Here is a 12,089-nt window from a genome sequence, read left to right on the forward strand (position 1 = left end):
TAGCTTACGCTTCGCTTTTCTTTCCGTACAGTTTTGAAGGAGCTCCCCATGCCCATCGGCCTGATAGCACTCGCCCTCGGCGGGTTCGGGATCGGACTCACCGAGTTCGTCATCATGGGCCTGCTGCCCGAAGTGGCCGCAGACTTCCAGGTCAGCGAGGCCACGGCGGGCTGGCTCATCTCCGGCTACGCGCTCGCCGTCGTCGTCGGGGCCCTGCTCCTGACCGCCGCCGTGACGCGCTTCGAGCGCAAGCCGGTGCTGGCCGTGCTGATGGTGCTGTTCATCGCCGGCAACCTGGTCTCGGCTGTGGCGCCCGACTACTTGCTGATGATGATCGGCCGCATCATCGCGGCGCTCGCGCACGGCGCCTTCTTCGGCATCGGCGCGGTGGTCGCGGCCAGCATGGTCGCCCCCACGAAAAAAGCCGGTGCGATCGCCATTATGTTCACCGGGCTCACGGCGGCCAACGTCCTGGGCGTTCCCTTCGGCACGATGCTGGGCCAGGCCGCCGGCTGGCGGTCCACCTTCTGGGCGATCACGGGCATCGGTGTGCTCGCCCTGGTCGGCATCCTCACCCTGGTTCCGAAAACCGGTTCGGGCCAGGCGGGCGATGGTTCTGCCCCCGGTTCTGCCTCCGGCGGGCTGCGCGGGGAGCTGCGGGCTTTCCGCTCCGGGCAGGTCTGGCTCTCCATCCTGGTCACCATCCTGGGCTACGGCGGCATGTTCGGCGCCTTCACCTATATCGCCTTCACGCTCACTGAGGTCACCGGGTTCTCCGCCTCCACCGTGCCGTGGCTGCTCATCCTCTTCGGCGTGGGCCTGTTCATCGGCAACACCGTGGGCGGCAAGGCGGCGGACCGGAACGTGGACCGCACCCTGCTCGTGGCGCTCGCCGTGCTGGTCGTCGTCCTCGTGGTATTCGCCCTGACCGCCGCCAGCCAGCCGATGACGATCGCCTCCATGGTGCTGCTGGGCGGCTTCGGCTTCGCCACGGTCCCCGGGCTGCAGATGCGCGTCATGAAATACGCCACGGCCGCCCCCACCCTGGCGTCCGGCGCCAACATCGGAGCCTTCAATGTGGGCAACGCGCTCGGCGCGTGGATGGGCGGCGTGACCATCACCGCCGGCCTCGGCTACACCTCACCCATCTGGGCCGGTGCCGGGATCACCCTGCTGGGCCTGGGGGTCATGGTGTTCGCCGCGGCCGCTGCGAAGCGGCACGACGGCGGCACCTCCGGAACCGGGGTCGCCGGTGCGGACGGCGAGCGGGAAACTGTGGAACTCCAGCCCGCCTAGCGGCCCTGAACGCACGATGGATCTGACGACGACGGCGGCCCCCGGCTGCCGTCGTCGGCGTTTGCGGGCTGCGTTCACCGCCCCGCAAGCCCCGTGAACCGACGAAATTTTACCCATAGAACCGCCTTAGTTACGTGATTACATCCTAATGTCAGGACAAACTATTGACATGCGTGAGCTAAATCACCATGATCGAGGTAGGCATTATTCCGGCGGCTGCAAGGTAGCAGCCCGGAGCTGAAATCAAAGGAGATTCACGGTGGCTAAATTTTCCTGGCGCAAGGCGACCCTGGTGGCGGCGGTTGTGCCGATGCTGGCACTGAGTGCATGTTCAAGCACCGGCGGCAAGCCCGCGGATTCCGGCAATGCGGCCGGCGGCGGCCAGGTTGCCACGACGGAACGGATGAAAATCGCCCTGATCACCCACGCCCCCGCCGGCGATACGTTCTGGGACACCGTCCGGAAGGGTGCCGAGGAGGCGGCGGCGAAGGACAACGTCGAGCTGCTCTACACGGGCGATCCCGAGGCCGGCCGGCAGGCGCAGCTGATAGAGCAGGCAGTCGACCAGAAGGTGGACGGCATCGCCGTGACGCTGGCTACACCTGACGCCCTGAAGGACGCCCTGAAGAAGGCCTCTGATGCGGGCATCCCGATTGTCAGCCTCAACGCCGGCGAATCGGTCGCCACCCAGCTCGGGGCTTTCACGCACTTCGGTTCCAACGAGCAGCTCGCCGGACAGGCCGTTGGTACCAAGCTGGCCGACGGCGGGTTCAAGCACCCGGTCTGCGTGATCCAGGCGCAGGGGCACGTGGGCCTGGAAGCCCGGTGCGCCGGTGTGAAGACGAAGGTTCCCGGGACCGAGATCCTGTACGTGAACGGCGCTGACATGACCTCGGTCGAGTCGACGGCTACCGCCAAGCTGCAGGCCTCCACGGATGCTGATGTCATCATCGGCCTGGGCGCTCCCATCACCCTGACGCTCCTGAAGTCCGTGTCGACCGCCGGGAGTGAGGCGAAGGTTGCCAGCTTCGACCTGAACAAGGAACTGGCGCAGAAGATCGCCGACGGCACGGTGCTGTTCACCGTGGATCAGCAGCCGTGGCTGCAGGGTTACAGCGCCGTTGACGCGCTGTGGCAGAACAAGCGCGGCGGATTCAATATCGGCGGCGGCCAGGCGGTCCTCACCGGTCCCGCAATCATCGACCAGTCCAATGCGGCCGACGTCCTGAAGTTCGCCGAGCAGGGTATCCGCTAAATAGCCCGCTGGCCGGGCCGGTTCACGCCGGCCCGGCAGCAAGGAGATCTATCATGACCATGACCCAGACCAAGCCAAAGTCACCGGCGCCCGATGAGCGCGTCGCCAAGCGCAGTCCGTTCCAGAAGCTGCTCGGACGTCCCGAGGTCGGTGCCCTGGTGGGCGCCATTGTCCTCTTCATCTTCTTCGCGTTGGTGTCCCCGACGTTTACCCAGCCGAACGCGCTGGCGACCATTCTGTACGGTTCCTCCACCATCGGGATCATGGCCGTGGGGGTCTCCCTGCTGATGATCGGCGGGGAATTCGACCTCTCCACCGGTGTCGCGGTGATCACCTCGGCCCTGACGGCGTCGATGTTCAGCTGGTACTTCAGCACGAACGTCTGGGTCGGTGTGCTCCTGGCCCTGGTCGTGTCCCTGTCCATCGGCTACATCAACGGCTGGATCCTGATGAAGACCAAGCTGCCCTCCTTCATCGTGACCCTGGCGACCTTCCTGATGCTGACCGGCCTGAACCTGGGCCTGACCCGCCTGATCGGCGGCTCGGTATCCTCCCCGTCGATCTCCAATATGGACGGCTTCGCCTCGGCCCGGGCGGTGTTCGCCTCCTCGGTGACCATCGGCGGCGTCGACGTCAAGATCACCGTGTTCATCTGGTTCGCGCTCGTCGCGGTCGCGACCTGGGTGCTGATGCGGACCCGCGTGGGGAACTGGATCTTCGCCGTCGGCGGCGACGCCAACGCGGCCCGCGCCGTGGGTGTCCCGGTCAAGGCCACCAAGATCGGCCTGTTCATGGGCGTCGGTTTCTGCGGCTGGATCCTGGGCATGCACAACCTCTTCGCCTTCGACACCGTGCAGTCCGGTGAAGGCGTGGGCAACGAATTCCTCTACATCATCGCCGCGGTCATCGGCGGCTGCCTCCTCACCGGCGGCTACGGCTCTGCCATCGGCGGCGCGATCGGCGCGTTCATCTTCGGCATGGCCAACAAGGGCATCGTCTACGCCCAGTGGAACCCGGACTGGTTCAAGTTCTTCCTGGGCCTGATGCTGCTGCTGGCCACCATCGTCAACCTCATCGTCAAGCGCCGCGCGGAACTCAAGTAAAGGGGCCCTGGAAGAAATGAACGCTAAAGAAATCGACCAGCAAACGCTGCTCCAGAACGAAAAAGACCCCCTCACCCACACCCCTGTGCACCTGCTCTCCCTCGAGGGCGTCGGCAAGCACTACGGCAACATCATCGCCCTCTCCGACGTCACTATGGCCGTGGACAACGGCCGCGTCACCTGCGTCCTCGGCGACAACGGCGCCGGCAAATCCACCCTGATCAAGATCATCGCCGGCCTGCACCAGCACGACGCCGGTGTCCTGAACATCATGGGCGAGGAACGGAAATTCGATTCCCCCCGCGACGCCCTGGACGCCGGCATCGCCACCGTCTACCAGGACCTCGCCGTCGTGCCCCTGATGCCGATCTGGCGGAACTTCTTCCTCGGCTCGGAGCTCACGTCCGGCTTCGGCCCGTTCAAGAGCATGGACGTCGACAAAATGAAGGAGATCACGCTCAAAGAACTTGCCGAAATGGGCATCGACCTCCGGGACGTGGAACAGCCCATCGGCCAGCTCTCCGGCGGTGAACGCCAGTGCGTCGCGATCGCCCGGGCCGTGTACTTCGGCGCGAAAGTCCTGATCCTGGACGAGCCCACCGCCGCGCTGGGCGTGAAGCAGTCCGGCGTCGTGCTTCGCTACATCCTGCAGGCCCGCGACCGCGGCCTCGGCGTCATCTTCATCACCCACAACCCGCACCACGCCTTCCCCGTCGGCGACCGGTTCCTGCTTCTCAAACGCGGCAAGTCCATCGGCTACTACGACAAGAAAGACATCACCCTCGACGAACTCACCGCCCAAATGGCCGGCGGCGCCGAACTCGCCGAACTCGCCCACGAACTCGAACAGCTCGGCGGCCACGGCGACATCGTCAAGGAAGTCCAGGGCGAAGTGGCCGAGGTGGCCCAGACCACCGGCAAGAGCTACTAGCAGCCCGGGAGAGCGGGGCCCGCCCGACCGGGCACGGCCCTGCTCTTTCCTGCGCCGGCTTCCTGCGCCGGCTTCCAGCACGGGCTTCCTGCGCCGGCCGGGGCACGGCCTGGAAGCCGCGGCCCCGCACCGGCCCCACCCTCACACCGTTGTGAACAATTGAAAGGACGAGCCCATGACTTACCTTAAGCGGGACTCCGCCGACCTTCCCCTGCCCGTCCGGATCGGGCTCATCGGCTCGGGCTGGATGGGCGCCTTCCACGCCGAGAGCATCGCCCGCCGGGTCCCCGGCGCCGAGCTTTCGGCCATCGCTGACCCGAACGTGGAGTCCGCCGCGGCGCTGGCCTCCGTCCTGGGCACCGGCAAGGTGACAGCCGACGCCGCCGACATCCTGGCCGACCCGGAGATCGACGCCGTGATCATCGCAAGCCCGGCACGCTTCCACTCCACGCTGATCGCCCAGGCTGCTGCCGCCGGGAAACATGTGTTCTGCGAGAAGCCGGCCGGCCTGGGGCTCGACGAACTCGACAACTCCCTCTCCGCCGTGGAGGCCGCCGGCGTGCACTTCCAGATCGGCTTCAACCGCCGATACGCGGAGGACTTCCAGGCAGCCAAAAAGGACCTCGCCGCCGGCACGGTCGGGACGCCGCAACTGCTGCGCTCACTGACCCGGGATCCGGGCACGGGAAGCATTCCAAACGCGGCCAGGGTCCCGGCCTGGACCGTCTTCCTGGAAACCCTGATCCACGACTTCGACACCCTGAACTGGTTCAACGAAGGCGCTGAACCGGTGGAGGTCTACGCCATCGCCGATGCGCTGGTGGAACCCGGACTGCGCGACCAGGGCTTCCTGGACACGGCCGTCGTGACCATCCGCTACAGCAACGGTGCCATCGCGGTGGCTGAGGCCAACTTCAGCGCTCTTTACGGCTACGACATCCGCGGGGAAGTCTTCGGCTCCAAGGGCATGGTGCAGGCCGGGCGGGCCACGGAAACCGCGGCCCGCCGCTACACCGCCGACGGGATGTCGGCCGACACGCCGCGGCTTAACGTGGAGCTCTTCCGGCAGGCCTACACGGACGAACTAGTCGACTTCGCCGATGCTGTGCGCGCCCGGCGGGACGGCCGCAGTGACGATACAGTGCCGGCGCCCGTGCCCTTCAGCCTCACGCCCGGCGCAGCCGACGCCCGGCGCGCGCTGGCCGTGGCGCTGGCCTGCATCGAATCGGTCAAACGCGGCACTCCGGTGGCCGTCAACACCGTCGCCGTCAACCCAGCCGCCGTCCACGGGACGGCGGTCCTCTGATGCGCCTGGCTGTCTGCGCCGAGATGGTCTTCACCGAACTTCCGTTCACGGAACGGGTGCGCCGGATCCACGAGGCCGGCTTCGACGTCGAACTCTGGGATTCGCGGACCAAGGACATTGGCGCGCTCAAGGCCACCGGGGCCGTGTTTTCCTCCATGACGGGTTACACCGCCGGCAGCCTGGTGGATCCCGACACGGCGGACGAGGTCGTGCGGACGGCGGAGTCGCTCATCCCGACAGCACTGGAGCTCGGTGTGAGCCGGATGGTGGTGCACCCGGCGGAACTCATTGACGGCCACGCCGCCCGCCCGGTCTACCGGACCAGCGGCCACATGTGGGCCACCGGGGCCAGGACCCTGGAACGGCTTGGCCGGCTCGGCGAGAAACACGGGGTGACGTTCTGCCTCGAGAACCTTAACACCATCCTCGACCACCCCGGCATCCCGCTGGCCCGTGCCAAGGACACCCTGGCGCTCGTGCAGGCCGCCGCGCACCCGAACGCCAGGCTCATGCTGGATCTGTACCACGCCCAAATGGGGGAGGGGAACCTGATCGAGCTCGTCCGGAGCTCCCTGCCGTACCTTGGCGAAATCCAGGTGGCGGATGTCCCGGGCCGCTGCGAACCCGGGACCGGGGAAATCAACTACGCTGCTGTCGCCCGGGCGCTTGCGGAGGCCGGCTACGACGGGACCGTGGGCATGGAAGCCTGGGCCAGCGGTGACAGCGACGTGGCCCTGGCGGCCTTCCGCGCGGCATTCACCGTACCCGCGCTCCACACGAAAGTTGAAGTATGAAAGACGTCATTCTCGGACTGGTCGGGGTGGGGCGCATCGGCGTTATGCACGCCAACAACATCGCCGCGCTCAATGGCGTCCTCCATCCCCAGGGCATCAACGTCCGGCTCCGGCTCACCGACGTCGCGGAAGACCACGCCCGGAGCATCGCCGCGGGGCTTGGTGCCGAGTTCCTGCCCTCGGTGGAGGCGCTCCTCGCGTCCGGGCTGGACGGACTCGTTATCGCCACCGGAACCGGGACCCACCCGGAGCTGATCAAAGCCGGGGTGGACACCGGCATCCCGGTGTTCTGCGAGAAACCCGTCGCCCTGAACGTGGCGGACGCCCTGCCCGTGCTCGAGTACATCCGGGACCGGCACGGCGTCGTCCAGATCGGCCACCAGCGCCGGTTCGACGCCGGCTACCAGGAGGCCCGGCGTGCCTACCAGGCCGGGGAACTGGGCTGGATCCACTCGCTGCGCGCCGTCACCTGCGATATGGCGCCGCCGCCGGTCGAGTTCCTGGCCAGTTCCGGCGGGCTGTTCCGGGACTGCTCGGTCCACGATTTTGACATCCTGCGCTGGCTCACCGGCCGGGAAATCGTCGAGGTCTACGCCCGGGGCTCCAACAACGGGGATCCGACAATCGGGGAAGCCGGCGACGTGGACACCGCCCTCGCGCTGGTGACGTTCGACGACGGCACCGTGGGAACCGTCTCGGCCACCCGGTACAACGGGGCGGGCCACGACGTGCGGCTGGAAATCCAGGGCTCGCGGGGCTCGCTCATGGTCGGCCTCGACGACAAGACGGCCCTGGCCTCGGCCGAAGCCGGGGTCTCCTTCCCGGCCGGGGAACCGCACCGGACCTTCGCCGAGCGGTTCGAAACGGCCTACCGTTCCGAGATGGCCGCCTTCGTCGAGCTGATCCTGGGCCGCCGGGACAACCCCTGCACGCCGGAGGATGCCGTGGCCGCTTCCCGCGTGGCCGATGCCGCCCAGGAATCCCTCGCGACCGGCGTGCCGGTCCGCGTGGTGCAGACCGTGGCCGGCTGAGTGGCCCGCTGAAAGGACGCTCCATCCCGGTTCCGTCACCGGGGTGGAGTTCCAAAAGAACCCCGGGGCCCAGTTCACAACGGCCCCGGGGTTTCTTTGTCTGGCTGCGCGGTTTTCTCGTCTCCGCGGTCTTCCTGACGCGCGGTGCCCTCAGGCGCCGAAGGGCAGCCGCGGGTCCAGGTCCTGGCCTTCCCAGGTCTGGCGGATCCAGCCGTGGTGCGGGTCGTCGCTGATGAGCCAGTCGCGGACCGGGCCCGGGCCCGCCATCACGTTGAGGTAGTACATGTCGTAGCCCGGGGCCGCCATGGCCGGGCCGTGCCAGCCGTAGGGCACCAGGACGACGTCGCCGGTCCGCACCTCCGCGGAGACATCGATGGGCCGCTCGTCCGAGGCGTACACGCGCTGGTAGCCGATCGCGTCGTCGGTTCCCGGCCGGTCCGGAGCGCCGGGGGAGACCCGGGTCTCGAAGTAGTAGATCTCCTCGAGGCTGGTCTCGCCGTCCTTCTCCTCGTCGTGCTTGTGCGGGGGGTAGGAGGACCAGTTGCCGGCCGGGGTCAGGACCTCGCAGACGATGAAGCGGTCCGCTTCGAGCGCGGCGGGGGTCCCGAAATTATGGACCTGGCGGGAGCAGTTGCCGGCCCCGCGCAGTTCGACCGGAGTCTCCGCGGCCGTGATCAGGCGCGTCGGGTAGGAGGCCTTGGCCGGGGCGGTGGCCACGGCGACGCGTCCGCCGTCGGCCGAACTTATGGTCACGGCCTTGCCGGTGCCCGTGTAGAGGACGTCGCTGGGGCCGCCGAAGACGTTCTCCCGGCCGGCCAGCCGGTACTCCGCGCCCTCGACGGACACCGTGAAGGATCCGTTGAGCGGGATGACGATGCGTTCCTCGTCCGCGGCGGGAAGTTCGACGGCGGCGGCGGCCCCCAGGGTGGCGACCTTCAGCCCGGTGTGGGCCCAGCCGTCCACCGCCAGGGTGGAATCGGAGGTGCCCAGGGAGACGTCCCAGGTGCCTTGGGCGGCGGTGCCGAGCGGATAGACCCAGTTGGCCATGAGTTCTGCCTTTTCGTTGTCGCGCCGGAGGACGGCGCGGATGCTGACGTTGGTGGGGGCGGGGACGAGGCGCGCAGCGCCGGACGGGCACAGCCGATCGGCAGGCGCCGTCGCCTGGGTGCTCTTGGCGCCTAGCGTTGGACGAGCGTCATTTCGAAGCTGTAGGAATCCGCACGGTAGACGTGGTGGCCGGTCTCCACCTGGCGGCCGGTGTCGTCGACGGCGGTGCGCTCCATGGTGACCAGGGCCGAGCCCGGGGTGGTTTCCAGCAGGGTCGCCTGGTAGTCGTTGGCGATCATGGCGCCGATCCGCTGCGAGGCGAGCCGGAAGTTGACGCCGCCGTTGCGGAGGATCGCGTAAAGGCCTTGTGAGCCCAGGAGCGCCTCGTCGATGGGGGTGATGTCGTCGCGGACCCAGTTTTCCATCAGCGCCAGCGGTTTACCGCCGACCTTCCGGAGCCGGGTGAAGTGGTAGACCTTTGCGCCGGCGGGAATCTGGAGTGCAGTCCGGGTGGCGGCGTCGGCCTCGTCGTGGGAGAAGCTCAGCACGTCCGTGGTGGGCTTGCTCCCGTTGTTGCTGAGGTCGTCGAAGAGGCTGGAGAGTTCGAGGGGGCGCCGGACCTGGCTGGAGACCACCTGGGTGCCGACGCCACGCTTGCGCACCAGCAGGCCCGAGCGGACCAGTTCGTCCATCGCCTTGCGCATGGTGGGGCGGGAGAGGTTCAGCTGCGCGGCCAGGTCGATCTCGTTGTCGAGGCGGCTCCCCGGCGGAAGGATCCCCCCGTGGATCGCGGCCTCGATGCCCTGGACCACCTGGTGGTAGAGCGGCACGGGCGAAGACCGGTCGACGTTGAGATTTAGTTGATTCGCCACTTTTTGAATAGCCACTGTTGACGCGCTCCCTTGTGCCCGGGACCCGGGCCCAAGTCGGGCCGCCGGTCACGTTCTTAAGCGTATGTTCGCTTGATAGGACATACTGCCTAAGTCCATGGTAGCAGGGGCGTTCAGGCCAGGGGAGAGCTGCGACACACCTCAATAAAGGCGCGGAACGGAGCCAGCCGTTCTTCGGCCGGGAGTTCCCGAGCCTCGGGGTGCCACTGCACGGACGCCACCCAGCGCTCCGGGTCCTCCAGCGCCTCAACCGTCCCGTCCTCGGCAACGGCGGACACAACGAGCCCGTCGGCGACCCGGGCTACGGCCTGGTGATGGCCGGAGGCAATCTTAACCGAGACGGCTTCAACAGGGACACCGTCGCCAGGGCCACCGTCGCCAGTGCCGTCGAGGCCGGTACCGCCGTGTCTCTGGCCGCCGTACAAACCGGCAACCTTGCTTCCGGCCTGGACCGCGACCTCATGCCAGGCCCACGGGCCGGCCCCGCGTACCGGTTCGGCTTCCCGGTGCGCTACGGTCCCCGGATCCATGTCCTGGATCAGCGTTCCGCCATAGAGCACATTGAGCAGCTGGTGCCCGCGGCACACGCCGAGCACGGGCAGCCCGGCGTCGATCGACCGCCGCGCAATGGCCAGATCCAGCTCGTCCTGGGCGCGGCTGACGTCGTAGCAGGCGGCGCCGGGTTCCTCGCCGTAGAGCCGGGGGTCCAGGTCGCCGCCGCCCGGAAGGACGACGCCGTCGAGCGCCTCAAGCGGCTCCCCGGGGGCCGTGAGCAGCACCGGCTCGCCGCCGCCGTCGCGCACCAGTTCCACGATGTAATCGAAGAGCGCATTGGCCTCAGCCACCCGCGGATCCGGGTCAGTGGAGCTGCTGAGCCGGACGGGAATGCCGATGCGGGGCGGGGTGCTGCGGGTACGGGGCGGAATCTGCATGGTCCATTCTGCAACAGAACTTCCGCATCACACCGCAGGTCTAGGATGGCCGGATGACCAACAGATATCTCGTGTCCCGCAGCCGCTTCATCGCCGCTGCTCCGGAAGCCATTTTCGAGGTGCTCGCCACCCCGGCACTGCACAGCGTGATCGACGGCTCCGGCACCGTTAAGGGTGCCCAGCCGCGCGGCCCCGAGCGGCTCGACCTTGGCGCGAAGTTCGGCATGGAAATGAACATCAAGCTGGACTACAAGATCCTCAATACGGTCTGCGAGTTCGAGGAGGGCCGGCGGATCGCGTGGCGGCACTTCGGCGGCCACGTGTGGCGCTACCTGCTGGAGCCGGCGGCCGACGCCGCCGGCAACCCGGGCACCGTCGTCACCGAACAGTGGGACGCGCGGGAGGTGCGCGCCAGGATCCTGCTGCGCCTGGCCGGTTACGTCCGCCGCCACCCGGCCAACATCGAGCAGACCCTCGTCAAGCTGGACTCCTACATGAGCTCCGGGCAGCGCGAGGCCGGCAACGCCGGGGTTTCCTGACGCCCAGGCGGCGCTGATACGGGCCGGGCCGCCCTCGGTCGGTCCCGTCATGCCCGGCCGCTTCTGTAATGTGGATGGCACCGGGAGCAAAGGCAATACTGAAGGTGGGAACCACGATGGGCCGCAGGACACTCGTTGACGACCTCGTCGACGGCCTGCTGGCGGACATCCTTGACGGCAAACTGCAGCCCCACGAAGCAATTCCGCCCGAAGCCGACATCGCCAAGGCCTACGACGTCAGCCGCCTCACTGTGCGCGAAGCGCTGAAGGCCCTGAGGGCGCAGAACATCCTGTACGTGAAAGCCGGGCGGGGAACCTTTGTCAATCCTTCCGACAACTGGACCGGGCTGGACGCGATCTTCAAGGCCGCCTCGCACAACAGCGGGGAGGAGCAGGTGGCCGTGGGGCTGATTGAGATGCGCCGCATGGTGGAAACCGGAGCCGCCGCACTGGCAGCCAAACGCCATACTCCCGAACATGCCGACCAGATGCGCAGATGCATAGCGGACATGAAGCGCTTCCATGAGTCCGGCGACCTGGATGCCTTTGTGGCGGCAGACATCGAATTCCACGATGCCGTGCTGAAGGCCTCGGGCAATCCTTTTATCCGGGCGCTATTCGCCCAGATAGGGCAACTCCTTTACGTGAAGCGGCGCGAAACGTCAGCCGTCGAGGAAATCCAGGTGCACGCCATTGAGTTCCACCAGAAGGTCATGGACAGCATCCTGAGCGGCGACGCCGAGCTGGCGCGCCGCACTATGGACGAGCACATGGACCAGACGTACCGGGACTACGAGCGCTACGTGCACAACTCCGCGTCCTGAGCCGCGTCCTGCGCCCGCGTTGCGGCAGCCGGGGCTTGACGTAATCCACGTCACTCTTCTATGCTCGTTCTCATGCACTTCCATCAGATGTCTGACATCTGACCCAGTCCACCCGGAACTGTTCCCCGGACTGAACCTCCC

At 67.4% G+C, this 12,089-nt stretch carries 12 protein-coding genes; 9 read left to right on the forward strand and 3 right to left on the reverse strand.

The genetic code is table 11. From position 1 onward, the window contains the following. Positions 1-48 precede the first annotated feature (48 nt). The 7 genes from J2W14_RS14240 to J2W14_RS14270 all read left to right on the forward strand — a co-directional run bounded on the left by J2W14_RS14240 (position 49) and on the right by J2W14_RS14270 (position 7,716). Entirely contained in the window at positions 49-1,296 is a 1,248-nt protein-coding gene (locus J2W14_RS14240) for an MFS transporter (protein WP_307463637.1), read from the forward strand. 259 nt (positions 1,297-1,555) lie between these two features. After that, positions 1,556-2,551, forward strand: coding sequence for a substrate-binding domain-containing protein (locus J2W14_RS14245; protein ID WP_307463640.1), 996 nt, complete (start codon positions 1,556-1,558; stop codon positions 2,549-2,551). Between the two features lie 53 nt (positions 2,552-2,604). Continuing rightward, the gene (locus J2W14_RS14250; RefSeq protein WP_307463643.1) at positions 2,605-3,654 is read left to right on the forward strand and encodes an ABC transporter permease; all 1,050 of its coding nucleotides are present in this window, start codon (positions 2,605-2,607) and stop codon (positions 3,652-3,654) included. 16 nt (positions 3,655-3,670) lie between these two features. Further along, positions 3,671-4,585 carry an ATP-binding cassette domain-containing protein gene (locus tag J2W14_RS14255; RefSeq protein WP_307463646.1) on the forward strand — a complete coding sequence of 305 codons (915 nt, stop codon included), beginning with the start codon at positions 3,671-3,673 and terminating at the stop codon, positions 4,583-4,585. Positions 4,586-4,760: 175 nt separating this feature from the next. Further along, entirely contained in the window at positions 4,761-5,891 is a 1,131-nt protein-coding gene (locus J2W14_RS14260; protein WP_307463650.1) for a Gfo/Idh/MocA family oxidoreductase, read from the forward strand. Beyond that, complete coding sequence (locus J2W14_RS14265; RefSeq protein WP_307463654.1) at positions 5,891-6,685, forward strand: TIM barrel protein; 795 nt, start codon at positions 5,891-5,893, stop codon at positions 6,683-6,685. Before J2W14_RS14260 ends, J2W14_RS14265 begins: the two co-directional genes overlap by 1 nt. Further along, a complete protein-coding gene (locus J2W14_RS14270) occupies positions 6,682-7,716 on the forward strand; it encodes a Gfo/Idh/MocA family protein (RefSeq protein WP_307463656.1) in 1,035 nt (344 codons plus the stop codon). The genes J2W14_RS14265 and J2W14_RS14270 overlap by 4 nt, the downstream gene beginning before the upstream one ends. Before the next feature lie 150 nt (positions 7,717-7,866). Here the strand turns inward: J2W14_RS14270 and iolB are convergent, their stop codons facing one another. The 3 genes from iolB to J2W14_RS14285 form a co-directional block, all read right to left on the reverse strand. Then, positions 7,867-8,763, reverse strand: coding sequence for a 5-deoxy-glucuronate isomerase (gene iolB / locus J2W14_RS14275; RefSeq protein ID WP_307463659.1), 897 nt, complete (start codon positions 8,761-8,763; stop codon positions 7,867-7,869). 131 nt (positions 8,764-8,894) lie between these two features. Then, positions 8,895-9,635: a GntR family transcriptional regulator gene (locus J2W14_RS14280; RefSeq protein WP_307463958.1), complete on the reverse strand. Its 741-nt coding sequence runs from the start codon at positions 9,633-9,635 to the stop codon at positions 8,895-8,897. Positions 9,636-9,766: 131 nt separating this feature from the next. After that, positions 9,767-10,585, reverse strand: a complete 819-nt coding sequence (locus tag J2W14_RS14285; RefSeq protein ID WP_307463661.1) for a gamma-glutamyl-gamma-aminobutyrate hydrolase family protein — start codon at positions 10,583-10,585, stop codon at positions 9,767-9,769. A gap of 53 nt (positions 10,586-10,638) precedes the next feature. Between J2W14_RS14285 and J2W14_RS14290 the strand changes: the two genes are divergently transcribed. Together J2W14_RS14290 and J2W14_RS14295 are read left to right on the forward strand one after the other, a co-directional pair. Continuing rightward, complete coding sequence (locus J2W14_RS14290; protein ID WP_307463665.1) at positions 10,639-11,124, forward strand: polyketide cyclase / dehydrase and lipid transport; 486 nt, start codon at positions 10,639-10,641, stop codon at positions 11,122-11,124. Positions 11,125-11,240: 116 nt separating this feature from the next. After that, positions 11,241-11,948: a FadR/GntR family transcriptional regulator gene (locus J2W14_RS14295; protein WP_307463960.1), complete on the forward strand. Its 708-nt coding sequence runs from the start codon at positions 11,241-11,243 to the stop codon at positions 11,946-11,948. Positions 11,949-12,089 lie beyond the last annotated feature (141 nt).

This window comes from Pseudarthrobacter oxydans (assembly GCF_030812335.1).
GTDB lineage: Bacteria > Actinomycetota > Actinomycetes > Actinomycetales > Micrococcaceae > Arthrobacter > Arthrobacter oxydans_B.